Annotated in this window: 26 protein-coding genes; 21 read left to right on the top strand and 5 right to left on the bottom strand. The window is 64.5% G+C overall.

The features are described 5' to 3' along the window. Positions 1-159: 159 nt before the first annotated feature. The 9 genes from edd to BM275_RS19350 all read left to right on the top strand — a co-directional run bounded on the left by edd (position 160) and on the right by BM275_RS19350 (position 10,959). Entirely contained in the window at positions 160-1,989 is a 1,830-nt protein-coding gene (gene edd / locus BM275_RS19310; protein WP_090523035.1) for a phosphogluconate dehydratase, read from the top strand. Further along, a complete protein-coding gene (locus tag BM275_RS19315) occupies positions 1,986-2,948 on the top strand; it encodes a glucokinase (protein ID WP_090523037.1) in 963 nt (320 codons plus the stop codon). Before edd ends, BM275_RS19315 begins: the two co-directional genes overlap by 4 nt. A 56-nt stretch (positions 2,949-3,004) precedes the next feature. Next, positions 3,005-3,739 carry a response regulator gene (locus tag BM275_RS19320; protein WP_090523040.1) on the top strand — a complete coding sequence of 245 codons (735 nt, stop codon included), beginning with the start codon at positions 3,005-3,007 and terminating at the stop codon, positions 3,737-3,739. Further along, the gene (locus tag BM275_RS19325; RefSeq protein WP_090523042.1) at positions 3,723-5,174 is read left to right on the top strand and encodes an ATP-binding protein; all 1,452 of its coding nucleotides are present in this window, start codon (positions 3,723-3,725) and stop codon (positions 5,172-5,174) included. The genes BM275_RS19320 and BM275_RS19325 overlap by 17 nt, the downstream gene beginning before the upstream one ends. A 158-nt stretch (positions 5,175-5,332) precedes the next feature. Then, positions 5,333-6,580, top strand: coding sequence for an ABC transporter substrate-binding protein (locus BM275_RS19330; RefSeq protein ID WP_090523044.1), 1,248 nt, complete (start codon positions 5,333-5,335; stop codon positions 6,578-6,580). Positions 6,581-6,688: 108 nt separating this feature from the next. Beyond that, positions 6,689-7,606, top strand: coding sequence for a carbohydrate ABC transporter permease (locus tag BM275_RS19335; RefSeq protein WP_090523046.1), 918 nt, complete (start codon positions 6,689-6,691; stop codon positions 7,604-7,606). After that, on the top strand, positions 7,599-8,441 hold the full coding sequence (locus BM275_RS19340; RefSeq protein ID WP_090523048.1) for a carbohydrate ABC transporter permease: 843 nt from the start codon (positions 7,599-7,601) through the stop codon (positions 8,439-8,441). Before BM275_RS19335 ends, BM275_RS19340 begins: the two co-directional genes overlap by 8 nt. 11 nt (positions 8,442-8,452) lie before the next feature. Continuing rightward, positions 8,453-9,625, top strand: coding sequence for an ABC transporter ATP-binding protein (locus tag BM275_RS19345; RefSeq protein ID WP_090523051.1), 1,173 nt, complete (start codon positions 8,453-8,455; stop codon positions 9,623-9,625). Positions 9,626-9,735: 110 nt separating this feature from the next. Continuing rightward, the gene (locus BM275_RS19350; RefSeq protein WP_090523053.1) at positions 9,736-10,959 is read left to right on the top strand and encodes a maltoporin; all 1,224 of its coding nucleotides are present in this window, start codon (positions 9,736-9,738) and stop codon (positions 10,957-10,959) included. A gap of 10 nt (positions 10,960-10,969) precedes the next feature. Here the strand turns inward: BM275_RS19350 and BM275_RS19355 are convergent, their stop codons facing one another. Together BM275_RS19355 and BM275_RS19360 are read right to left on the bottom strand one after the other, a co-directional pair. Next, positions 10,970-11,749 (bottom strand): hypothetical protein, encoded by a 780-nt coding sequence (locus BM275_RS19355; protein WP_090523056.1) that lies wholly within the window; start codon positions 11,747-11,749, stop codon positions 10,970-10,972. Positions 11,750-11,830: 81 nt separating this feature from the next. After that, positions 11,831-12,793, bottom strand: a complete 963-nt coding sequence (locus tag BM275_RS19360) for an alpha/beta hydrolase (RefSeq protein ID WP_090523058.1) — start codon at positions 12,791-12,793, stop codon at positions 11,831-11,833. A gap of 145 nt (positions 12,794-12,938) precedes the next feature. Here BM275_RS19360 and aroC point away from each other — a divergent pair, with 145 nt between their 5' ends. From aroC to BM275_RS19400, 8 genes are all read left to right on the top strand, one after another. Next, positions 12,939-14,030 carry a chorismate synthase gene (gene aroC / locus BM275_RS19365; RefSeq protein ID WP_014820734.1) on the top strand — a complete coding sequence of 364 codons (1,092 nt, stop codon included), beginning with the start codon at positions 12,939-12,941 and terminating at the stop codon, positions 14,028-14,030. Positions 14,031-14,104: 74 nt separating this feature from the next. Further along, a complete protein-coding gene (locus BM275_RS19370; RefSeq protein WP_041014354.1) occupies positions 14,105-15,256 on the top strand; it encodes an MFS transporter in 1,152 nt (383 codons plus the stop codon). Further along, positions 15,253-15,873 carry a methylthioribulose 1-phosphate dehydratase gene (locus tag BM275_RS19375; protein ID WP_090523060.1) on the top strand — a complete coding sequence of 207 codons (621 nt, stop codon included), beginning with the start codon at positions 15,253-15,255 and terminating at the stop codon, positions 15,871-15,873. Before BM275_RS19370 ends, BM275_RS19375 begins: the two co-directional genes overlap by 4 nt. A 53-nt stretch (positions 15,874-15,926) precedes the next feature. Further along, on the top strand, positions 15,927-16,472 hold the full coding sequence (locus tag BM275_RS19380) for a 1,2-dihydroxy-3-keto-5-methylthiopentene dioxygenase (protein ID WP_046619681.1): 546 nt from the start codon (positions 15,927-15,929) through the stop codon (positions 16,470-16,472). A 1-nt stretch (position 16,473) separates the two neighbouring features. Next, positions 16,474-17,157 (top strand): acireductone synthase, encoded by a 684-nt coding sequence (gene mtnC, locus BM275_RS19385; RefSeq protein WP_090523062.1) that lies wholly within the window; start codon positions 16,474-16,476, stop codon positions 17,155-17,157. 76 nt (positions 17,158-17,233) lie between these two features. Continuing rightward, positions 17,234-17,443 carry a PLDc N-terminal domain-containing protein gene (locus BM275_RS19390; protein ID WP_041014350.1) on the top strand — a complete coding sequence of 70 codons (210 nt, stop codon included), beginning with the start codon at positions 17,234-17,236 and terminating at the stop codon, positions 17,441-17,443. A gap of 6 nt (positions 17,444-17,449) precedes the next feature. Next, complete coding sequence (locus BM275_RS19395) at positions 17,450-17,641, top strand: PLDc N-terminal domain-containing protein (protein WP_090523064.1); 192 nt, start codon at positions 17,450-17,452, stop codon at positions 17,639-17,641. 3 nt (positions 17,642-17,644) lie between these two features. Further along, the gene (locus BM275_RS19400) at positions 17,645-18,205 is read left to right on the top strand and encodes a histidine phosphatase family protein (protein ID WP_090523067.1); all 561 of its coding nucleotides are present in this window, start codon (positions 17,645-17,647) and stop codon (positions 18,203-18,205) included. Here BM275_RS19400 and BM275_RS19405 read toward each other — a convergent pair. Beyond that, the gene (locus BM275_RS19405; protein ID WP_090523069.1) at positions 18,202-19,086 is read right to left on the bottom strand and encodes a DNA-3-methyladenine glycosylase family protein; all 885 of its coding nucleotides are present in this window, start codon (positions 19,084-19,086) and stop codon (positions 18,202-18,204) included. The genes BM275_RS19400 and BM275_RS19405 overlap by 4 nt on opposite strands. 188 nt (positions 19,087-19,274) lie before the next feature. On the opposite strand from BM275_RS19405, the gene speE reads away from it, so the two are divergent. Next, positions 19,275-20,135 (top strand): polyamine aminopropyltransferase, encoded by an 861-nt coding sequence (gene speE / locus BM275_RS19410; protein ID WP_046619666.1) that lies wholly within the window; start codon positions 19,275-19,277, stop codon positions 20,133-20,135. A gap of 330 nt (positions 20,136-20,465) precedes the next feature. After that, positions 20,466-20,807: a ribonuclease E inhibitor RraB gene (locus BM275_RS19415; protein WP_023445156.1), complete on the top strand. Its 342-nt coding sequence runs from the start codon at positions 20,466-20,468 to the stop codon at positions 20,805-20,807. An 11-nt stretch (positions 20,808-20,818) separates the two neighbouring features. On the opposite strand, the gene BM275_RS19420 is transcribed toward BM275_RS19415, so the two are convergent. After that, positions 20,819-21,775 (bottom strand): LysR family transcriptional regulator, encoded by a 957-nt coding sequence (locus BM275_RS19420; RefSeq protein WP_023445157.1) that lies wholly within the window; start codon positions 21,773-21,775, stop codon positions 20,819-20,821. Positions 21,776-21,884: 109 nt separating this feature from the next. Between BM275_RS19420 and BM275_RS19425 the strand changes: the two genes are divergently transcribed. Further along, positions 21,885-22,637 carry a sulfite exporter TauE/SafE family protein gene (locus tag BM275_RS19425; protein WP_090523071.1) on the top strand — a complete coding sequence of 251 codons (753 nt, stop codon included), beginning with the start codon at positions 21,885-21,887 and terminating at the stop codon, positions 22,635-22,637. A gap of 22 nt (positions 22,638-22,659) precedes the next feature. On the opposite strand, the gene chrA is transcribed toward BM275_RS19425, so the two are convergent. After that, positions 22,660-23,880 carry a chromate efflux transporter gene (gene chrA / locus BM275_RS19430; protein WP_090523074.1) on the bottom strand — a complete coding sequence of 407 codons (1,221 nt, stop codon included), beginning with the start codon at positions 23,878-23,880 and terminating at the stop codon, positions 22,660-22,662. 119 nt (positions 23,881-23,999) lie between these two features. Here chrA and BM275_RS19435 point away from each other — a divergent pair. Beyond that, the coding region (locus tag BM275_RS19435) for a transposase (protein WP_139229591.1) at positions 24,000-24,257 on the top strand (258 nt) is incomplete at its 3' end.

Genomic DNA, 24,257 nt, shown 5'->3' on the forward strand with positions numbered 1-24,257 from the left:
GATGCCGAGAGCGTCTCGCTGCGAACGCTCGCCCGAGGCGCCCGCACTGTCTGGCTGCATGTCGCGCGCAACCATTGGCCTTGCGTCCTGTCCGAACGCCAACCGACTTCGGATGGTTTATGGTTGTCGAAGAACAAAATTCCGCAGCAGGAGAGACGCATGCACCCGCGAGTTCTGGAAGTCACCGAGCGCCTGGTCGAGCGCAGCCGCAAGACCCGCGAGCGCTATCTGGCGATGATGGCCGCCGCCGCCAGTGAGGGTCCGCAGCGCGGCAAGCTGCAGTGTGCCAACTTCGCCCACGGTGTCGCCGGCTGCAATTCCGGCGAGGACAAGCAGAGTCTGCGCCTGATGAACGCGGCAAACGTGGCCATCGTCTCGGCGTACAACGACATGCTCTCGGCGCATCAGCCCTATGAGCATTTTCCGGAAATGATTCGCCAGGCGCTGCGTGAGATCGGCTCGGTCGGCCAGTACGCCGGCGGCGTCCCGGCGATGTGCGATGGCGTGACCCAGGGCGAGGCGGGCATGGAAATGAGCCTGGCCAGCCGCGAAGTGATCGCCATGAGCACGGCAGTCGCGCTGTCGCACAACATGTTCGATGCGGCATTGATGCTCGGCATCTGCGACAAGATCGTCCCGGGTCTGATGATCGGCGCGCTGCGCTTCGGCCATCTGCCGACCATCTTCGTGCCGGGCGGGCCGATGCCCTCGGGAATTCCGAACAAGGCGAAGGCCGAGGTGCGCCAGCGTTACGCCGAAGGCAAGGCCAGCCGCGAGGAGCTGTTGGATTCGGAGATGAAGTCCTATCACAGCCCCGGCACCTGCACCTTCTACGGCACCGCCAACACCAATCAGGTGGTGATGGAGATCATGGGCCTGCACTTGCCGGGCTCGTCGTTCGTCAACCCTTACACGCCGCTGCGCGATGCGCTGACCCGCGAAGCCGCGCACCAGGTCACGCGCCTGACCCATCAGGCCGGCAACTACACACCGCTATGTCAGGTGGTCGACGAGAAATCCATCGTCAACTCGGTGGTCGCGCTCAATGCCACCGGTGGTTCGACCAACCACACCCTGCATATCCCTGCGTTCGCCCGCGCCGCCGGCATCCAGCTGACCTGGCAGGACATGGCCGATCTTTCCGAGGTGGTGCCGACGCTGGCCAAGGTCTACCCCAACGGACAGGCCGACGTGAACCATTTCCACGCCTGTGGCGGGGTGCCGTTCATGGTGCGCACGCTGCTCGACGCCGGTCTGTTGCACGAGGACGTGCATACCGTCGTCGGCAAGGGCCTGCGGCGCTACATCCAGGAGCCGTTCCTCGACGGTGACAAGCTGGTGTGGCGCGATGGCCCGGCGCAGAGCCTTGACGAAAACATCCTGCGCCCGGCCGAGCGGCCATTCTCGCCGGAGGGCGGGCTGCGCGTGCTGGAAGGCAACCTCGGCCGCGGCGTGACGAAGATTTCTGCCGTGGCGCCCGAGCACCGTTTTGTCGAGGCGCCGGCGCGGGTATTCATCGACCAGAGCGAGCTGGCGGCAGCGTTCAAAGCCGGCGAGCTTGAGCGCGACTTCATTGCCGTGGTGCGTTTCCAGGGGCCGAAAGCCAATGGCATGCCTGAACTGCACAAGCTCACGCCGTTTCTTGGTGTGCTGCAGGACCGCGGCTACAAGGTGGCGCTGGTCACCGACGGGCGCATGTCCGGTGCATCGGGCAAGGTGCCGGCGGCCATTCATGTCTGCCCGGAGGCACTGGACGGCGGGCCGCTGGCGCGGGTGCGCGATGGCGACATCCTCCGCGTCGACGGCGAGAACGGCGAACTGCGAGCACTGGTCGATCCCGCCGAATGGGATGCGCGGGAACCGGCGATTCGGCCCGAAGACATGGGCATCGGCTGCGGTCGAGAGCTCTTTGCCTTCATGCGCGCCTCGTTCAGCACGGCAGAGCAGGGCGCCAGTGCATTTACCGAGAGTCTGGAGGCGCTGAAGTGAAGACGGCGCTGGTTGGAGATATTGGCGGTACCAATGCACGTTTCGCGCTGTGGCGCGACCAGCGAATCGAGCAGATTCGCGTGATTCCCACGGCCGACCATGCGCGGCCGGAGCTGGCGATCCTCGCGTACCTGAGTGAAGTCGATCAGCCGCTGGAAACCCTCGAGGCGGTGTGCCTGGCCTGTGCCGGGCCGGTCGGCGGCGATCTGTTTCGTTTCACCAACAACCATTGGCAGCTGAGCCGCGAAGCCTTCTGCCGCGAGCTGGGCGTGAAGGAGCTGTTGCTGATCAACGACTTCACCGCCATGGCCCTCGGCATGACGCGGCTGCACGATGGTGAGCGCATCACGGTTTGCGATGGCGAGCCTGAACCGGGACGGCCGCGGCTGGTCATAGGGCCCGGCACCGGGCTCGGAGTCGCCGGATTGCTGCCACTGTCTGGCGGCGGTTGGCGCGCCTTGCCGGGCGAGGGCGGGCATATCTGCCTTCCCGTCGGCAGCGAGCGCGAGGCGGCGATCTGGGCGCATCTGCATCGTTCGCTCGGCCATGTGAATGCCGAGGCGGTGCTCAGCGGTCCGGGGCTGCTGACGCTCTACCGTGCCTGCTGTGCACTGGATGGGCAGCAGGTGGCGCTCGATTCGCCCGCAGCTATCACCAAGGCCGCGCTGGCCGGCGATACCTACGCCGCGGCGGTGCTGGAGCAGTTCTGCCGCTGGTTGGGGCGTATCGTCGGCGATAACGTGCTGACCCTCGGTGCCCGCGGCGGCGTTTACATCGTCGGTGGAGTGGTGCCGCGTTTCGCCGAGATGTTCCTGCGCAGCGGTTTTAGCGAGGCGTTGCGCGAGAAGGGACAGATGAGCCGCTATTTCGATCGCCTGCCGGTCTGGCTGGTGACCGCGCCGTATCCCGGCCTCGAGGGCGCGGGCGTGGCATTGCAACCGTTGTTGGAGGGAGCCTAGGCTGCGACATGGCGGGTCGACGGGTGACCCCATAACAACAAGAAAAGGGACGTGACGTGAGCCAAGCAGGTAAGAACATCCTTCTGGTCGACGACGATCAGGAAATCCGCGAACTGTTGCAGACCTATCTCAGCCGCTCGGGCTTTCATGTGCGCGGCGTGCCGGACGGCGGGCAGTTTCGCGCGGCGCTGTGTGCCGAGCCGGCCGATCTGGTGATTCTCGACGTGATGCTGCCCGACGAGGACGGCTTCAGCCTGTGCCGCTGGATTCGCCAGCACGAGCGGTTGGCTTCGATGCCGATCATCATGCTCACCGCCAGCTCCGACGAGGCCGATCGGGTCGTCGGCCTGGAGCTGGGGGCCGACGACTACCTGGGTAAGCCGTTCAGCCCGCGCGAATTGCTCGCGCGGATCAAGGCACTGCTGCGACGCGTCAGCTTCGCCCAGGAACGCGGCAGTGATGTTCTGGCCTTCGATGAGTGGCGGCTGGACATGATCAGCCACCGCCTGTTCCACGCCGACGGCGAGGAGGTCTTTCTCTCCGGCGCCGATTTCGCCCTGCTCAAGCTGTTTCTCGATCATCCGCAGCAGATCCTCGACCGCGACACGATCGCCAACGCCACCCGTGGTCGCGAGGTGATGCCGCTGGAGCGTATCGTCGACATGGCGGTCAGTCGCCTGCGCCAGCGCCTGCGCGACACCGGCAAGTCGCCGCGGCTGATCCGCACGGTACGTGGCAGCGGTTACTTGTTGGCTACCCAGGTGACGCGGCACCATGAATCTGCGCACTGAGCGGCGGCGCCTGCGGCTGGTGCCACGTTCGCTGCTCGGACGGATGCTGTTGCTGACCCTGCTGGCGGTGTTGCTGGCGCAGGGCCTTTCGAGCCTGATCTGGCTGTCCCAGCTACGCGCCAGCCAGATGGAAGGCTTGCTCACCAGCGCCCGCAGCCTGGCGCAGTCGATGGCGGCCAGCGTCAGCTACTTCCGTTCGCTGCCGCTGGGCTATCGCCCATTGGTGCTCGATCAGTTGCGCAGCATGGGCGGTACACGTTTCTTCGTGTCGCTCAACGACAAGCCGCTGGACATGGAGATCCTCCCGGAAACGCCGCGCAAGCGTGCCGTCCTGCATGAGGTGGAGCAGGTATTGCGCCAGCGTTTGGGCGGCGCGGTGGACCTGAACATCGAGTTCGTCAGCCCCGATGACCTGCGCATCTTCAACAGCGGCATTACGCTCGATGAGCTGCCGCGCTCCTGGGCGCACTACGCGCTGGGCCTCGAACCGCTGTCACCGCCGGTGCTGGTGACGCAGATCCAGATCGCCCCGCAGGAATGGCTCTATCTGGCCTCGCTGATGCCAGCTCCCTACGTCAGCCTGGAGGACGAGGGGCTGCCGGCCCAGCAGTTGTGGTTCATCGTGCTCACCAGCGCCTTTCTGCTGCTGTTCATCGGCCTGCTGGTGCGCTGGCAGAGCCGGCCACTGAAGCGCCTGGCCAAGGCGGCGCGGGAATTGTCGCTGGGCGCCGAGGTGCAGCCGTTGACCGAGGCCGGCGCCAGCGAGATCGTCGAGGTGAGCCGTGCCTTCAACAACATGCGTCAGCGCATCAGTCGCTACCTGACCGAACGAGGCCAATTGTTCAGCGCGATCTCCCATGACCTGCGCACGCCCATCACGCGTCTGCGTCTGCGTGTCGAGCTGCTGGAAGATGAAGCCCAGCAGATCAAGTTCACCCGTGACCTCGACGAGCTGGAGCTGCTGGTCAAGGGCGCACTGCAATGCGTGAAGGACACCGACATCCACGAGAACATCGAGGCGGTGGACCTCAATCTGCTGCTGGAACACATCGTCGAGCCATATCAGGCCTGCGACCAGACCCGCGTGACCCTTGACGGCCGGGCTTCGGCGCCTTATCCGGGCAAACCGCTGGCTCTCAAGCGCTGCATCGGCAATCTGCTGGACAATGCCCTGAAGTACGGTGAGCGCGCCCACCTGCACGTTGAGGACGGCAAGGAGGCGCTGGTGCTGCACGTCGATGACGAGGGCCCGGGCGTGCCTGAGCAGCGTCTTGAGCATGTCTTCGAACCCCACGTGCGGCTCTCGGGGCAGCAGCAGGGCTACGGGCTGGGGCTCGGTATCGCACGGAATATCGCCCACGCCCACGGTGGCGAACTGAGCATGCGCAATTTGCAGCAGGGAGGGCTGAGGGTGACGCTGACCTTGCCGCGCTGATCCGGCTCAGTGCACTTCGTTACGATCGCTGCGGCTTTGTAACGGCTCTGTGACCATCGCCCATCCCTTCGTTACCCAGTGTCCATTTCCCTGCGCATAGACTCGGTCCATCGCAAGCGACCATGACTTGCCGGATAAAAACAAGAAGGTGCCTCTACATGAACGCGATCCATCGTCTCGCTCTTTCCGTTTCCCTTGCCCTGCCATTGCTCGCCCATGCCGGCGAGGTCGAAGTTCTGCACTGGTGGACTTCCGGTGGCGAGAAACGCGCCGCCGACACCCTGCAGAAGCTGGTCGAGCAGAAAGGCCATACCTGGAAGGACTTCGCCGTGGCCGGCGGTGGTGGCGAGGCTGCCATGACCGTACTGAAGACCCGCGCCGTTTCCGGCAACCCGCCGTCTGCCGCACAGATCAAGGGCCCAGACATCCAGGAGTGGGGCGAACTCGGCCTGCTCGCCAATCTCGATGACACCGCCAAGGCCGAACGCTGGGACGAAATGCTGCCCGAGCAGGTGCGCAAGATCATGCAGTACGACGGTTCCTACGTTGCGGTGCCAGTCAACGTACATCGGGTCAACTGGCTGTGGATCAACCCGGAGGTGTTCGAGAAGGCCGGCGCCACACCGCCGAAGACCCTCGACGAATTCTTCGCCGCAGCCGACAAGCTCAAGGCTGCCGGCTTCATTCCGGTTGCCCACGGCGGCCAGCCCTGGCAGGACGGCACCGTATTCGAGGGCTTTGTGCTGAGCATTCTCGGCCCGGACGACTATCACAAGGCCTTCGTCGAGCTGGATAACGACACCCTGACCGGCGACAAGATGGTTCAGGCTTTCACCGCACTGAAGAAGTTGCGCGACTACATCGACGCCGACGCGGCCGGGCGCGAATGGAACCGTGCCACCGGCATGGTCATCGACGGCAAGGCTGGCATGCAGATCATGGGCGACTGGGCCAAGAGCGAGTTCACCGCCGCCAACAAGGTCGCCGGCAAGGATTACCAGTGCCTGCCATTTCCCGGCACCCAGGGCAGCTTCGCCTTCAATATCGACTCCCTGGCGATGTTCAAGCTCGGCAGCGACGACAACCGCAAGGCCCAGGAAGACCTGGCGCGCACGGTGCTGGAACCGGAATTCCAGACCTTCTTCAATCAGAACAAGGGCTCTATCCCGGTTCGTCAGGACCAGGACATGAGCGAGTTCGACGCCTGCGCCCAGCAGTCGATGACCGACTTCAAGGAGGCCGCCAAGGGCAGCGGTCTGCAGCCCAGTCTGACTCATGGCATGGCTGCTTCTAGCTACGTGCAGGGCGCGGTGTTCGACGTCGTCACCAACTTCTTCAACGACCCCAAGGCCGACCCGCAAAAGGCGGCCAAGCAACTGGCGGCAGCGATCCAGGCCGTGCAGTAACGCTGAGGGCGGACCGTTCCGCCCGCTTCCCGAAACGTTCGTCCCGGCACAGGCCTCGGTCTGTGCCGCGGGCGACGACATCCCCGATTTCCATGAGGGATCACACCCATGAGCTCCATCGCGCTTCAAGCCAGGCCTGCCAAAGCCTCGCCGCTAGACGCCCTGCAGCGCTGGCTGCCCAAGCTGGTTCTGGCGCCGAGCATGCTGATCGTACTGGTCGGCTTCTACGCCTACATCGGCTGGACCTTCCTGCTCTCGTTCACCAACTCACGCTTCATGCCGAGCTACAAGTGGGCCGGCCTGCAGCAGTACGAGCGCCTGTGGGACAACGATCGCTGGTGGGTCGCCAGCCAGAACCTGCTGGTGTTCGGTGGCATGTTCATCGCCATCAGTCTGCTGATCGGCGTGGTGCTCGCCGTACTGCTGGACCAGCGCATTCGCCGCGAGGGGCTGATCCGCACCATCTACCTGTACCCCATGGCGCTGTCGATGATCGTCACCGGCACCGCCTGGCAGTGGCTGCTCAATCCCGGTCTGGGCCTGGACAAGCTGCTGCGTGACTGGGGCTGGGAAGGTTTTCGCTTCGACTGGCTGGTGGACCCCGACCGGGTCATCTACTGCCTGGTGATCGCGGCGGTGTGGCAGGCCTCGGGCTTCGTCATGGCGCTGTTCCTCGCCGGCCTGCGCAGCGTCGATCAGTCGATCATCCGCGCCGCCCAGGTGGACGGTGCGAGCCTGCCGACCATCTACCTGCGCATCGTGTTGCCGAGTTTGCGCCCGGTGTTCTTCAGCGCGCTGATGATCCTCGCCCACATCGCGATCAAGAGCTTCGACCTGGTGGCTGCGATGACAGCCGGAGGGCCGGGCTATTCCAGCGACCTGCCGGCAATGTTCATGTACGCCCACACCTTCACCCGCGGCCAGATGGGCCTGGGTGCGGCGAGCGCCATTCTGATGCTCGGCGCGGTGATGGCGATCATCGTGCCTTATCTGTACTCCGAGCTGAGGAACAAGCGCCATGTCTGACTTCGCGCAACCGCGCCTGACCCTTGGGCGCCTGACCATCTACGCCACCCTGTTGTTAGCCTGTGCCGTCTACCTGGTGCCGCTGATCGTGATGCTGCTGACCAGCTTCAAGACCCCGGAAGACATCCGTACCGGCAATCTGCTGAGCTGGCCGGAAGCGTTCAGCGCCATGGGCTGGCTGACGGCGTGGGACAGTATCGGCGGCTATTTCTGGAATTCGGTGAAGATCGTCCTTCCGGCCGTTTTGATCTCTACCGCGCTGGGTGCGCTCAATGGTTACGTGCTGTCGATGTGGCGTTTCCGTGGCTCGCAGCTGTTCTTCGGTCTGCTGCTGTTCGGCTGCTTCCTGCCGTTTCAGGTGATCCTACTGCCGGCGTCCTTCACGCTCGGCAAGCTCGGCCTGGCCAATACCACGACCGGTCTGGTGCTGGTGCACGTGGTCTACGGGCTGGCCTTCACCACGCTGTTCTTCCGCAACTTCTACGTCAGCGTGCCGGATGCGCTGATCCGGGCGGCGCGGCTGGACGGTGCGGGCTTCTTCACCATCTTCGGCCGCATCCTGCTGCCGATGTCGGTGCCGATCATCATGGTCTGCCTGATCTGGCAGTTCACCCAGATCTGGAACGACTTCCTCTTCGGCGTGGTGTTCGCCAGTGGCGATACCCAGCCGGTCACCGTGGCACTGAACAACCTGGTGAACACCAGCACTGGCGCCAAGCAATACAACGTCGATATGGCCGCGGCGATGATCGCCGGCCTGCCCACGCTGGTGGTCTACGTGGTCGCCGGCAAATATTTCCTGCGCGGGCTGACTGCCGGCGCCGTCAAGGGTTGAGGAGAATAACGATGGCTTCCCTGGAACTGCGCAACGTTCAAAAAAGTTATGGCAACAGCCAGATCGCAACGCTGAAGGACATCGCGCTGAAGATCGACGCCGGTGAATTCCTGATCCTCGTCGGGCCTTCGGGCTGCGGTAAATCCACGCTGATGAACTGCATCGCCGGGCTAGAGAACATCACCGGCGGTGAGATTCTCGTCGATGGCGAAGACATCAGCCAAGCCAGCCCGAAGGATCGCGACATCGCCATGGTGTTTCAGTCCTACGCGCTCTACCCGACCATGAGCGTGCGCGACAACATTGCCTTCGGCCTGAAGATGCGCAAGGTGTCGGCGGCGAAGATCGAGGAGGAGGTGGCGCGGGTCGCCAAGCTGCTGCAGATCGAGCCGCTGCTCGCGCGCAAGCCGTCGCAGCTGTCGGGTGGCCAGCAGCAGCGCGTGGCCATGGGCCGGGCGCTGGCGCGGCGGCCGAAGATCTACCTGTTCGACGAACCGCTGTCGAACCTGGATGCCAAGCTGCGGGTGGAGATGCGCACCGAGATCAAGCTGATGCACCAGCGGCTGAAGACCACCACGGTATACGTCACCCATGACCAGATCGAGGCGATGACCCTCGGCGACAAGGTCGCGGTGATGAAGGACGGCGTGATCCAGCAGTTCGGCACGCCCCACGAGATCTACAACAACCCGGCCAATCTGTTCGTTGCCAGCTTCATCGGCTCGCCGCCGATGAACTTCGTACCGTTGCGCATCCGCCAGCGCGACGGACGCTGGGTGGGTGTGCTCAACAGCGAGCAGGGCAGCTGTGAATTGCCGTTGCCGATTACCAGCGACGACGGGTTGCGTGATCGCGAACTCATTCTCGGCATCCGACCGGAACAAATCGGCCTGGCTCCAGCAGGATCAGCGGATTTTTCTCTGGCGGTCGATATCGAAGTGGTGGAACCCACCGGGCCAGACACCCTGGTGGTGTTCACGCTGAATCAGGTCAAGGCCTGCTGCCGATTGGCGCCGGATCAGGCGCCGCGGGTGGGGGAAACGCTCAATCTGCAGTTCGACCCGCGCAAGGCGCTGCTCTTCGATGCGCAGACCGGCGAGCGGCTTGGCGTTGTGCAGCCGGAGCCGGTGCGCGAGAGCAAGATCACCCGGCTGGTTCCCAACGGAGCGGGCACAGCGCAGTGAATTGCCGCCTGCCTTGCCAGCAGGCGGTCGATGAAAGTGGACGGTTACAGGAATGAACAGAGCCGTCTCGGCTCGATCCAGCGATCAATAACAACAAAAGCGGAGTGGATATGAAAAGAACACTGACAGCCCTGGGCGTTGCGACTGCCGTTGTCGGGATGGCCCTGCCGTTGAGCGGCCATGCCCTGGAATTCACCGGCTACATGCGTAGCGGCGTGGGTGAATCGGTCAACAGCGATTCGCAATCGTGCTTCCAGTTGCCCGGCGCGCCGAGCAAGTACCGTCTCGGTAACGAGTGCGAGCAGTATGCCGAGCTGGACCTGCGCCAGGACCTCTACACCTTCGCCGATGGCTCGGTACTGAGCCTGGAAGGCATGGCGGCGCTGTACAACCAGTACAACCACACCCCGGAATTCACCGGCGACCATGGCTGGGCGCGGATGGTCCAGGCCTACGCCGAGTGGAGCAAGGTGCCGGCGCTGAACAACGGCTCGCTGTGGGCGGGCCGCCGCTTTTACAAGCGTAACGACATCCATATCTCCGACTTCTACTACTGGAACCAGAGCGCTACCGGCGCCGGCGTCGAGGACATGGAGATCGGCGGGCTGAAGTACAGCTATGCCTTCTCGCGCAAGGACAGCGTGTTTCAGGAAGAGTACGTCACTCGCCACGATTTCAACGTCGGCGGCTTCGATAGCAACCCAGGCGGCGAGCTGGAATTCGGCCTGAGCTACCTCGACAAGCCCAGTCGTGACGACGCCAACAGTGGTTGGGCGGTGACGGTGCAGCATGTGCAGTCGGACTTTCTAGGCGGCAAGAACACACTGGCACTGCAATACGGTGAAGGGCCGGGCACCGGCCTCGGCTATACCGGCGACGTGACCCTGGACGACAGCGCCAAGAGCTGGCGGGTGGTGGAGTACTTCGACTGGCAGGTGACCCCGCGCTTCGGCGGCCAGGCTCAGGTGGTCTATCAGAAGGACAAGCGCGCCGACGGTGGCGATCAGGACTGGTGGTCGGTGGGGGCTCGCCCGGTCTATGCGTTCAGCGAGCAGTTCAAGCTCGTCGCCGAGGTCGGCCATGATCAGATCGACGCCACCGACGGTACGCGCAAACTGACGAAGTTCACCATCGCACCGACCTGGTCACCCGCCGGCCCTGGCTTCTGGGCACGGCCGGAGTTCCGGCTGTACTACACCTATGCCAGCTGGAACGAGGCGGCGCAGCGTGCCGCCAACCTCATGGCCGAAGGCTCGGCGTTGTCGGACACCGGTGCATTCGGCAATGCCCGCCATGGTTCGAACTTCGGCGTGCAGGTGGAGCATTGGTGGTAAAAGTCGCGGATTAGCGCGTCGCCATCCAGATCAGCAGGCCGGCCTGGAACAGCGCCAGCGCAATCAGGCAAACAATGGTGAATCGCAGCGCACCGTCCTCACGACGGAAGCGGGCGATTCGCTCCTGCAGTTCACGAATCTGGTTCTCCTGTGCCTGCAGGTTGCGGTCGGCCTGTTCCAGCATCGCCGCCGCCTCCTGCAGCTCCACTACCTGCACCTTCTCGCTGTTCCAGTCCGCTCGCAGGGCGCTGACCCGCGGTGCGCCGTAGGTTGGCTTGAGCGGCGTTGCCTGGGGGTAGTCGATATCGAAGCCCTGGGTGCGCAGGCAGTGATCGCGACGCAGGCGCTGGTCTTCGCTCGCCACATCCTTCGGCAACGCGCCGCCCTCGACCAGATAGTGGCTCCAGCGCTTCTGCGCCCATGCCGCACCCTGCGCCAGCAGAAAGCGACCGAGGCCGCGGTTGGCCGGCTCGAGTTGCAACCCGCTATCCGGCCCGAAGCGCAGTTCCTTGCTGCGGTGATCGGCCCACACCTCCAGCACGTTGTGCTTGCGCGAGCGCACCTGGCCGGGGATGTTGATGAACATCCGCAGCAGACTCTGCTCGGGGGTATGTCGTTCCAGCTGCGCAAGTTCGACGAAACGCAGCGGGCGCGCGCCGCCGTCGCGCTCGGTGGGCAGTGGTGCCAGGCGCAGCAGGCGGAAACGGTCGGGCTTGAGCTCCGTCCACGGATGCTTCGGTGCTGCCGGCTGGTCTTTTTCAGTGCTCTGGGTGGTTTCGCTGTCGGTCATCTGCGCGTTCCTGGGCCTGCGCGGCGGCTCGTTCAGGAGCCGATCGGGCCCTCGTCATGCGGGCTATCGGCAGCGCGGCGCCTAACTGGAGGCTGGCAGGATGCCATTGGCCTGCAGGAAGTGTCGGATACGTTCCTGCAGGCCCCAGGCGAGCGGCAGGTCGGGGTCATCATAGGAGGCCAACTGTTGCGCATTCGCCGGGACGATGCGCAGCACATGGTTCATGCCATCGATCAGCGCCAGTTCGGCATCGGGCTTGGCACGCTGCAGGGCTTCGGCGTCCTCGATGCCGACCTGGATGTCGTGGCGGCCCTGGACGATCAGCGCGGGTGTCTCGACGGCCGCGAAGGCCTCCGCCGGGTCGTAGGCGAACAGCGAAATCAGGTATGGCTGCACGCTGGGGCGGAACAGCACCTGCAGGGGCGCCGGCACTTCGGCGTAGGTTCGGCCGGCCTTGAGCTCGTCGATCAGAAAATAACTGGTGGCGAGCAGTTCCGGCGGCAGGCGACCCTGCAGTTGCTCGCGCAGCACCTCGTCGATTGGTCGGCCGCTGCCGGCGATGCTGATCAGCGCCGCGGCGCCCGACTTCGGCGCGGCGAGACTGGCGATCAGCGCGCCTTCGCTGTGGCCGATCAGGATCAGTTGGCTGAAACGGGGATCGCCCTTGAGCTTCGCGCTCCAGGCCAGCGCATCGTTGACATAGCCCTCGACGCTCAGCCCGCGCTCGTCCGGTGCGGCCGCCAGGCTGGCGCCGACGCCGCGCTTGTCGTAGCGCAGGCTGGCCACGCCCAGCTTGGCCAGGCCCTGGGCCAGGCGCTTGAGGCTGGCGTTGCGTCCGGCCGGGTTGTTGCCGTTGCGATCGGTCGGGCCGGAACCTGCGATCAGCAGCGCTACCGGTACCGGTTGGTCGCTTTTCGGCAGCAACAGGCTGCCCTGCAGCACGCCGCTGCCGGTATCCAGGTTCAGGGTCTGATTGAGCAGGGTCTGCGCCTGCAGGAAAGAAGGGGACATGGTCAGTAGCAGCAGTATCAGCAGGGCACGCATGGAAGGATTTCGTTGGTCACGGAGCAGGTTGGACGCGGCAATCGACGCAAAGGTCAGTATGCGCCGGCAACAGGAGCGATGACACCGTAGCGGCCTCAGGTATACTTCCGGCCCCTGTTTTTCGGTCGATCGCGGAGCGTCCTGCATGTCCGGCAATACCTACGGCAAGCTGTTCACCGTCACCACTGCCGGCGAAAGCCATGGTCCTGCGCTGGTGGCCATCGTCGACGGTTGCCCGCCCGGGCTGGAGCTGTCGCTGGACGATCTGCAGCGCGATCTCGACCGCCGCAAGCCGGGCACTAGCCGGCATACCACTCAGCGCCAGGAAGCCGACGAGGTGGAAATCCTCTCCGGCGTCTTCGAAGGCAGGACAACCGGTTGCCCCATCGGCCTGTTGATCCGCAACACCGACCAGAAGTCCAAGGACTACTCGGCGATCAAGGACCAGTTCCGTCCGGCCCACGCCGACTACACCTATCACCACAAGTACGGCCTGCGCGACTACCGCGGCGGTGGCCGCAGCTCCGCGCGCGAGACCGCCATGCGCGTGGCGGCCGGTGCCATCGCCAAGAAGTATCTGGCGACCCTGGGCATCCAGGTGCGCGGCTACATGAGCCAGCTCGGCCCGATCGAGATCCCGTTCAAGACCTGGGACAGTGTCGAGCAGAATGCCTTCTTCAGTCCGGACCCGGACAAGGTGCCGGAGCTGGAGGCCTATATGGACCAGCTGCGTCGCGATCAGGATTCGGTGGGCGCGAAGATCACCGTGGTCGCCGATGGCGTACCGCCGGGCCTTGGCGAGCCGATCTTCGACCGCCTCGACGCCGAGCTGGCCCATGCGCTGATGAGCATCAATGCGGTCAAGGGCGTGGAAATCGGTGCCGGCTTCGCTTCGGTAGCCCAGCGTGGCACCGAGCACCGTGACGAGCTGACGCCCCAGGGATTCCTCTCCAACAATGCCGGCGGCATTCTCGGTGGCATCTCCTCGGGACAGCCGATCGTCGCCCACCTGGCGCTCAAGGCCACGTCCAGCATCACCACGCCAGGGCAGTCGATCGATGTGAATGGCGCGCCGGTCGAGGTCATCACCAAGGGTCGCCATGACCCCTGCGTCGGCATTCGTGCCACGCCGATCGCCGAGGCCATGATGGCCATCGTTCTGCTCGATCACCTGCTGCGCCACCGTGGGCAGAACGCCGATGTGCAAGTGCTCACCCCGGTGCTGCCGCAACTGTGAATCCGGGCCGTAGACGGCAGACCGACGGCGGCAGCATAAGGCGGCCGTTGTCCGCAGTCGGTAGCTTGTAGCCTATGGCCGCTGCTCTGCCGTACTGGCGTCTGTCCGGTTTCTATTTCTTCTACTTTGGCCTGCTCGGCTCCACGGCGCCGTTTCTCGGGCTGTACTTCGATCATCTGGGTTTCTCGCCGGAGCGGATCGGCGAGCTGATCGCCATTCCCATGCTGATGCGTTGCGTGGCGCCGAATCTCTGGGGCTGGCTGGGTGATGCAACCGGTCGCCGGCTGGAAATCGTCCGTCTCGGCGCGCTGTGCACCTTGCTGTCCTTCGGGCTGATCTTCTTCGACAAGAGCTTTGCCTGGCTGGCGCTGGTGATGGCGTTGCATGCGTTCTTCTGGCACGCCGTGCTGCCGCAGTTCGAAGTCATCACCCTGGCGCATCTGCACGAGCAGACTGAGCGCTACAGCCAGGTCAGGCTGTGGGGCAGCATCGGTTTCATCTTCGCGGTGGTAGGGCTCGGACTGCTGTTCCAGCGGCTGAGCCTCGATCTTTACCCGACCGCGGTGGCCTTCGTGATGGTCGGTATCGTGCTGAGCAGCGCCTGGGTGCCCAACGCTCATCCGCGGCAACGTAGCGAGGCGGCCGGGCAGGGCGGGTTCCTCGCCCAGCTGCGGCGGCCTGGCGTACTGGCCTTCTACGGCTGCGTGGCGTTGATGCAGCTGGCCCATGGTCCGTACTACACCTTCTTCAGTATTCACTTGGAAGCACTGGGCTACAGCCGCAGCTTTATCGGACTGATGTGGGCGCTGGGCGTGGTCGCGGAAATCCTGCTGTTCCTGGTAATGGCGCGGCTGCTCGAGCGTTTCTCGCTACGTCAGGTGCTGCTGGCCAGCTTCCTGATCGCCGCCCTGCGCTGGGTGTTGCTCGGGCAGTTCGCCGAGCATCTGGCCGTGCTGCTGGTCGCGCAGCTGATGCACGCGGCGACCTTCGGCAGTTTCCACGCCGCCGCCATTCACTTCGTCCAGCGCAGTTTCGGCCATCGCCAGCAGGGCCAGGGCCAGGCGCTGTATGCCAGCCTGTCCGGCATCGGTGGAGCGCTGGGTGCGCTCTACGCGGGCTACGCCTGGTCCGGTCTGGGACCGGGCTGGTCGTTCGCCATCGCCAGTCTGGCGGCGCTGGCCGCAGCCGCTATCATTGCCTTCCGTTTGCAGGAGGACCGCGCATGACTGCCACCCGCCAGCACCTGAGCCAGGCGATCATCGACGCCGGACGCTTCTTGTATGGCCGTGGCTGGTCGCCGGCGACCAGCAGCAACTACTCGGCGCGCCTGACCAGCGCCGAGCTGCTGCTGACCGTTTCCGGGAGGCACAAGGGCGAGCTGACTGCCGATGACCTGGTGGCGGTGGACATGCACGGCAACAGCCTGGAAGAGGGCAAGAGGCCTTCGGCGGAGACACTGCTGCATACCCAGCTTTATCGCTGGAAACCGGAGATCGGCGCGGTGCTGCACACCCATTCGGTGAATGCCACGGTGCTGTCCCGCGTCGCCCTGGCCGATTCGCTGGTGTTCGCCGATTACGAGTTGCAAAAGGCCTTCAGCGGCATCTCGAGCCATGAATCGCAGGTGCTGGTGCCGATCTTCGACAACGATCAGGACATCGCCGCCTTGGCCACCAGGGTGCAGCCGTGGCTTGACGAGCATCCCGATTGCGTCGGCTACCTGATTCGCGGCCACGGCCTGTACACCTGGGGCGAGACGATGAGCGATGCGCTGCGACAGATCGAGGCATTCGAATTTCTGTTCGAATGCGAACTGAAGATGCGTGCCCTGCAGCCCAGATAAATTCCAGCCTGCCCGGTAGCTACCGGGCAGACGACATTTTCGGAGAGCCGAACATGAGTGTCCTTAGCGTCTATCACGAGACCCGACCCGATCAGCCGCTCAAGGTGCTGACCCACCTCGAAGACATCGCCCCGACGCTGGCCAAGGTCGGTGTGCAGCTGGAGCGCTGGGAGGCCAGCGCACCAATCGCCGCCGGGGCCAGCCAGGAAGAGGTGATCGCCGCCTACCGGCCGCAGATCGACAAGCTGATGACCGAGCGTGGCTACGTCACGGTGGATGTGATCAGCCTGACCCGCGATCACCCGCAGAAGGACGAACTGCGCGCGAAGTTCCTTGACGAGCATCGCCATGCCGAGGACGAAGTGCGCTTCTTCGTTGCCGGGCGCGGGCTGTTTACCCTGCACATCGACGACATGGTCTACGCCGTGCTGTGCGAAAAGAACGACCTGATCTCCGTGCCCGCCGGCACGCGTCACTGGTTCGACATGGGTGAAGAGCCACACTTCGTCGCGATCCGCCTGTTCAACAACCCGGAAGGCTGGGTCGCGGAATTCACCGGCGAAAGCATCGCCGATCAGTTCCCGCGGTTGGACGACTGAGATGCCGATCAAGGCGATCCTCACCGATATCGAAGGCACCACCAGCGCCGTCAGCTTCGTCTTCGATGTGCTGTTTCCCTATGCGCGCGAGCATTTGCCGGCGTATATCCGCAGCCACGCCAGCGAGCCTGCGGTCGTCGCGCAACTCGAGGCGGTGCGCAGCGAAAGCGGTGAGTCCGATGCGGATATCGAGCGCGTCATCGAGATACTGCTCGGCTGGATCGCCAGCGATCGCAAGGCGACCTCGCTCAAGGTGCTGCAAGGCATGGTCTGGGCCGAGGGCTATCGGGCCGGCCAGCTCAAGGGCCACGTCTATCCGGACGCAGTGGCTGCGCTACGCGAGTGGAAGGGGCAGGGGTATGCGCTGTACGTGTATTCCTCAGGCTCGATCCAGGCACAGCAACTGATCTTCGGCTGCTCCGAGGCTGGCGACCTTACGGCGCTGTTCTCCGGCTATTTCGATACCACCAGCGGGCACAAGCGCGAGGTGGCCTCCTACCAGCGCATCGCCGAAGCCATTGGCGTGCCAGCCGTCGAGGTGCTGTTCCTTTCCGATGTGGTCGAAGAACTCGATGCCGCGCAGCAGGCCGGCATGCGCGTCTGTGGGCTGGGCCGCGATGGCGGCGCCCTCGGTGAGCACGAGACCGTCGCCAGCTTTGCGCAGATCGACCCGCGGCGCTACTGAGCCACCGGGCGATTACTGAACCCTGCCGCCGCGCTGGCATCCTAGATTAGGTACTCACCCAAACAGGAGCGAACCCATGGGAGATGCCTTCGGCGGTATTTTCGGCCTGCTCATCCTGATACTGGATATTTGGGCGATCATCAGCATCGTTCGCAGCGATAGCACCGGGGGCAAGAAGGTGCTCTGGGTGCTTCTGATCGTTCTGCTGCCAGTGCTCGGCCTGATCATCTGGGGAATCATGGGGCCGCGCGGTAATCGCCCTGACTCGCGCGGGCCGTATCGGTAGCCGTTGATGGAAAGCCTCAGCGGCCCGCTGGCCATCGTGGTTCTCGTGCTCGACGTCCTCGCCATCGCTTATGTGTGGCGCAGCCGCATCGAGGTCGGGCGCAAGGTCGTCTGGTCATGTGTGATCCTGCTGCTGCCCATGGTCGGTCTGATTATGTGGGCGGTAGCGGCCGGGCCGTTCGGCAAGGCGCGGTTGTGACACATGTGGCGCAGCGGTCTGCTGATCGGTCTGCTGGCACTTGCTGCCGAGCCGCTTCGGGCTGACGACGCGGCGGCCTGGCAGGCATTGCGCGAGGGGCGGGCGATTCTTGTCATGCGTCACGCCAGCGCGCCAGGTCTCGGCGATCCCGAAGGCTTCGTTCTCGAAGACTGCAAAACCCAGCGAAATCTGAATCAGCGCGGCCGGGATGAGGCCCGGCGCTGGGGCGCGCGGCTGCGCGAAGCGGGTCTGCATGAAGTGCGCTTGTTCAGCAGTCGCTGGTGCCGTGCGCTGGAGACCGCCGAGCATATGGCGCTCGGCCGGGTGGAGCCACTGCCTGCGCTGGATTCGTTTTTCACGTCGCCCGCAAACGAGCATTGGCATACCGAAGCCTTGCGCGAGGCCGTCGAGCAGCTTCCGGCCGGCGAGGTAGCGGTGCTAGTCACTCACCAGGTCAACATCACCGCGCTGACGGGCATCTTCCCGCAGTCGGGCGAGGGACTGATCCTGGAGCGTCCGCTGACGACTCCGCCCAAGGTACTGACGCGCCTCGCGCCGCCCTAGCCAACCTTGGCCCCTTTGGAATAGTTGTCCCAGATATGGATGGCCGCATAGGCGCGCCACGGACGCCAGGCTTCGGCGCGTCCGGCCAGCGCCTTGGCGCTGATGCCATCCGCGCCCCACAGTGGCGCTTTCAGCAGTCCGAGATCGGCTGCGGGAAAGGCGTCCGCGACGCCGAAGCCCCGTAGCGCGATGTATTCGGCGGTCCAGGGACCGATCCCTGGCAATTCGCAGAGTCGTTGCACCAGCGCATCGGCACCATCTTCCACATGCAGCTGCAGCGCCCCTTCGGCCACCGCGGCAGCGAGCCGGCGTAGCGCCTGGGCTCGCTTGGATGGCATGCCGATATTGTCCAGCGGGTCATCGGCTATCGCTTGTGCGGTAGGGAAGAGCATCTCCAGCCCCGGTAGCGCGTCCTGCAGCGGCTCGCCAAGGCGTTCCACCAGACGTCGCGTAATGGTCACCGCCGCCTTGACCGTGACCTGCTGGCCGACCACCGCCCGCACCGCCTGTTCGAACGGGGCATAGGCGGCTGGCAGGCGCAGGCCGGGGTTCGCGGCGATCAACGGGCCGAGCACGGGATCGCTAGCGAAATGTGTGGCGATGGCCTGCGGGTCGGCATCCAGATCGAACATCCTGCGAACCTGCCCGACGAGTGGCTGGGTAGCCTCTTGCAGGGAGTCGCTGAGCGTCAGTTCGAGCGCCGAGCGGTCGGCCTGCGCGCGCACGCGGAGCCAGCCGCAGGCTTCGCCGAGTCGCAGCGTGCGCGCGTAGCCGTCAGCGTCCAGCCACTCCACGCCGGGTAGCAGGCGCAGGGCGAAATGGCGGTGGAACTGCTGCCAGTCCCAGGGTTCGAGGTAGGGCAATTGGATGATTTCGTTCATGACCAGACTCTAGGATCTCCCGATGGCCTTGTCGTCCCGAAGTGTGCTTTTGCTGCCTGCGGTTTCCGCTGTCATCTTGGCCAACGTAGAATGCGCCTCTTTTCGGTGGGCAGGCTGCATCGCCCGTCAAGTCAGATTGCCATCATGCGGCGGAGCGCTGCTTCGTCGCCGGTCAAGGGAGATAACCCATGAGCGACTTTCAGGAAACTCTCTACGAGGGATACGGGCAGCGGTTCCAGGTCGACAAGCTGCTGCACGAGATGCGCACCGAGCATCAGCATCTGGTGATCTTCGAGAACCCGCGCATGGGCCGGGTGATGGCTCTGGACGGCGTGATCCAGACCAGCGAAGCCGACGAATTCATCTACCACGAGATGCTCGCCCACGTGCCGATCCTGGCCCATGGCCTGGCGCGCCGGGTGCTGATCATCGGTGGCGGCGACGGTGGCATCCTCCGTGAAGTGGCACGTCATCGCGATATCGAAAGCATCACCATGGTCGAGATCGACGGCGCCGTAGTGGAGATGTGCAGGGAGTTCCTGCCGAATCATTCCGCCGGCACCTTCGAGGACCCGCGGCTGAATCTGGTGATCGATGACGGCATGCACTTCGTGGCGACCACCGAAGAGAAGTTCGACGTCATCATTTCAGACTCCACCGATCCCATCGGCCCGGGTGAAGTGTTGTTCTCCGAGAACTTCTACCAGGCCTGTCGCCGCTGCCTGAACGAAGGCGGCATTCTCGTTGCGCAGAACGGTACGCCATTCATGCAACTGGGCGAACTGCAGACCACTGCCAAACGCATGCAGGGCCTGTTCGCCGACTGGCATTTCTACCAGGCGGCCGTGCCGACCTACATCGGCGGTGCCATGTCCTTTGCCTGGGGCGCGTGCAGTGCCGAGAGCCGCAAGCTGCCGTTGGAAGCTCTGATGCAGCGCTTCGCCGGCAGCGGCATCGTTACGCGGTATTACAACCCGCATGTGCACATTGGCGCTTTTGCACTGCCGCAATACGTGTTGCATGCGATCGCCAAGCCTAGCAACGACTGACTCCAGATCGTGATATCGGCGCAGCAACACGCGCTGTGCTTGATCCTCGGCCCGCCCGGCAACGGTGCGGGCCGTTTTTGCATCCAGCGTCCGGGGTGAACTGCCGGGACTTTTCCGGGTTCTACTGGAGCGAGGCCGTGCGCTTGGGCCGGGGGTTAATTAAGCCCTCGCAGTTGGCTCCGCGGCCTGCTAGCTTGTCAGCGTGGACTTAGTCCACCGCGTCACTTCGACTAGCTGTTGCGACTCCCGTTTGCCCGATGTCTTGACGACGGAGCCGATCTCCCGCTGAGCTCGTGGCAACTTCATCCAGGTATGAGAGGAGGTTGATTTATGAGCACCACCTTCCACGAGGATGTCAGCAGCACCGTTCTGCGCCGGATGAAGGAGGGCGGTTTCGATTTCGCCCGAGTCCATCCAATCGAGTTCTATGCGGTATTTTCCGAACAGGACCGCGCTCAGAGGGCCGCGCAGAACTTTCGCGGCGAAACCATCAATACTCAGGTGTTTCCGCGTGAGGACGGAAGCTGGAATCTGCAGGTAAGCAAGGTGATGTATGCGACGTTCGATGGCATCGGCGATTTCGAGCAGGATCTTGAATACCTGGTCGAACCCCTCGGTGGGGTGCTTGATGGCTGGGGCGTCACCCAGGAGATCGAAGGTCAGGGTGCCTGACCGTTTTATCCTCACTCCCGCTTGAAGCCGCTCTGAAGTGCCTGGTCCCAGGGAGGGACCGGGCCGAAGCGGTTTTTCAGAAACTCCAGCAACAGACGGCTCCGCGAGTCGGCCTCGCGTCGCAATCGCAGCGCGTAGATGCCGCTGGCTTCCGGTTGCGGCAATCCCCCTTCGCAGAACAGCGGCAGCAGTTCACCACGCAGCAGCTGGTCGCTGATCAGCCAGGTTGGCAGGTGGGCGATGCCAAGTCCCGCCAATGCCCCTGCCAGCAGCGCTTCGGCATTGTTCGCCACCATGCGCAGGCGACCCGGGCGCAGCAGTTGCGGTCGCCCGCCGCGCTCGAAGCGCCACGCATGGGGCGGCGCCAGCGCATCCCAGTCCAATCCATCATGGTCGGGCAATTCCTCCGGTTGTAGTGGCACGCCGCGGCGTTCCAGATAGGCAGGGCTGGCGCAGACTACTCGCACCATCGGCGCCAGCGGTGTGGCGACCAGACGGGTGTCGGCCAGCGGGCCGATGCGCAACACCAGATCGACCTCACCGAGGTGCTCGCCGTGCAGGTCGACGAAGCTGTCGATCAGACGCAGCTGGATATCGACTCCCGGATAGGCCTGGAGAAATTCGGCCAGGGCCGGCGCCAGGTGACGGCGACCGAAGGGGGCCGGTGCGTCGATCCGGATGCGGCCTTCCGGTGCGCTGTCCAGCGACGTCGCTTCGGCGCGCGCCAGGTGCAGTTCCTGCACGATGCGCCGGGCGCGCTCGGCGAATGCCAATGCGGCGGGCATCGGGCGAACTGCGTGGGTGCTGCGGTTGAACAGCTGGCAGCCCAGGGCCTGTTCCAGTGCATCGATGCGCCGCGCCACCGCCGAAGGTGTCAGGCCGTGGCGGCGCGCGGCGGCAGAGAAGCTGCCAGCGTCGAGCACATCGATGAACAGGCTGAGCTGGGCGGAAAGGGCGTCGGGCAGCATTCGAATTCCTTGCTTGTGCGATCTGCGCAAAGCCATTGTGCGTGGCTATGCGTACCGGCGCCAGCGGCGGCGGCGTACGATGAGCGCCCCTGTGAATTGGAGCGTCGGAATGCTGCTGGATATCGGATTGAACGTACTGCTCGGATTGGCGCTAGGCACGCTGGGCGGCTTGTTCGGTATCGGCGGCGGGCTGATCGCGATTCCCGTGCTGGGCGTGCTGTTCGGCCTGGACCAACAACTGGCGCAAGGCACCGCGTTGGTGATGGTCGTGCCCAACGTGCTGCTTGCCATCTGGCGCTATCACCAGCGCAATCGCATCGACTGGCGGCATGCCCTCGCGCTGGCCAGTGCCAGTTTCGTGTTCGCCATCGCCGGTGCGGCCGTTGCCGTGTCGCTGGATGCCGGGCGCATGCGCATGGCGTTCGTCGGCTTCCTGCTGGCCCTGGCTGCCTACACCTTGCTACGTGTGTTTCTGCGCCAGGCCGCCGGCGACGGACAGCTGCGTCATCCCTGGCCATGGCTGGGCCTGCTCGGTGCGGGTGCCGGAGCAATGGGTGGTTTGTTCGGCGTCGGTGGAGCGGTTATCGCCACGCCGATCCTGACCAGCGTATTCGGCACCTCGCAGGTGGTCGCTCAGGGCCTGTCGCTGGCACTGGCCGCGCCGAGCACCGGCGTCACTCTGGCGACCTACGCGCTGCATCATCAGGTCAACTGGTCGCTGGGCCTGCCGCTGGCGGTAGGCGGATTGCTCAGCATCAGTTTGGGCGTGCGGTTGGCGCATGCCTTGCCGGAACGTCTGCTGCGACTGCTGTTCAGCGTTTTTCTGGTGGCAAGCGCCGTGTTGCTGGCGATGGAAAGCTGATCGGCGCGATTTCGCCAGTCGTTTAGCCCGTCAGGCCGATCAGGCCACCACCCACAGCGCCACCGATCACCACCAGCCAGGGCGGCAGTTTCCAGTACATCAGTGCGGCGAGGGCGAGCAGGGCAAGTACGAAATGCTCTGGCGCCTTGATGCCGCTGGTCCATACCGGATCGTACAGCGCAGCCAGCAGCAACCCGACCACCGCCGCGTTGACCGCCGCCAGGGCTGCCTGCGTGCGCCGGTTGCTGCGCAGGCGCTCCCAGAACGGCAGCACGCCGATGACCAGCAGAAACGACGGCACGAATACCGCAACCAGGCACACCGCCGCTCCCAGCAAGCCGCTGGGCGACTCATTCATCGAGGCGCCGAGAAACGCTGCAAAGGTGAACAGTGGTCCGGGTACCGCCTGGGCCGCGCCGTAGCCAGCGAGGAACGTATCGCGGTCTACCCAGCCTGGCTGCACCACTTCGGCCTGCAGCAGCGGCAGCACCACATGGCCGCCACCGAACACCAGCGCGCCAGCGCGGTAGAACGCATCGAGCAACGCCAGCAACGGGTTGTCCGTGCCGCTGGCGAGTAGCGGCAACAGCATGAGCAGCGCAAAGAAGAGCGCCAGTGCTGTGAGCGCGGCCCGACGCTTCACCGCAACGGGCAATGCGACATGTGCTTCTGTGGTGGCAGGGCGAAAGAAAACCACCCCGATCAGACCCGCCGCGGCGATGACCGCAACCTGGCTCCAGATGAACGGGAGCAGCAGCACGGTGCTCGCCGCCGCCAGCGCAATGGCGATTCGCGGCGCGTCGGTACACAGCGTTCGTGCCATGCCCCAGACGGCCTGGGCAACCACGGCCACGGCGACGATCTTCAGACCCTGAAGGACGCCGTCAGGCAGCGCGTCGCCCCATGTGGCGATTCCCAGCGCGAACAGCGTCAGCGCGATCGCCGATGGCAGGGTGAAGCCTGCCCAGGCCGCCAGCGAGCCACGGTAACCGCCGCGCAGCAAACCGATCGCCAGGCCTACCTGGCTGCTGGCCGGGCCTGGAAGAAACTGGCAGAGCGCGACCAGATCGGCATAGCTGCGCTCGTCCAGCCAGCGGCGACGCTGAACGAACTCCTCGCGGAAATAGCCGAGATGCGCGATGGGGCCACCAAAGGAGGTGAGGCCCAGGCGCAGGAACACCAGAAAAATGGTCCAGGCGTCGAGTCGGGAGGATGTCGAATGATGCTGCGCGTCGGTGGGCATGCGGGTTCGTCGGCTATCGATCTGTAGGGTCGAGTCGGGCAGGCAGTCTAGGGAAACTCTGAAGAAGACTTCCAGATTTGGCAAAATAGCCCAACCCCACCCGCCGAGCTTTCGCCCCCATGAAGCAGATGACCTTCGCCGACGCCGAGTACGCCGGCAAGCGCAAGCAGACCCGCAAGGAGTTGTTCCTGATCGAGATGGATCAGGTGGTGCCGTGGAAGGGGTTGATTGCCCTGATTGAGCCCCACTACCCCAGGGGTGAAGGTGGCCGTCCGGCTTATCCGCTGATGGCGATGCTGCGGGTTCATCTGATGCAGAACTGGTTCGGCTATAGCGACCCGGCCATGGAGGAGGCGCTGTACGAGACCATGATCCTT

Source organism: Stutzerimonas kunmingensis (assembly GCF_900114065.1).
Lineage (GTDB): Bacteria > Pseudomonadota > Gammaproteobacteria > Pseudomonadales > Pseudomonadaceae > Stutzerimonas > Stutzerimonas kunmingensis.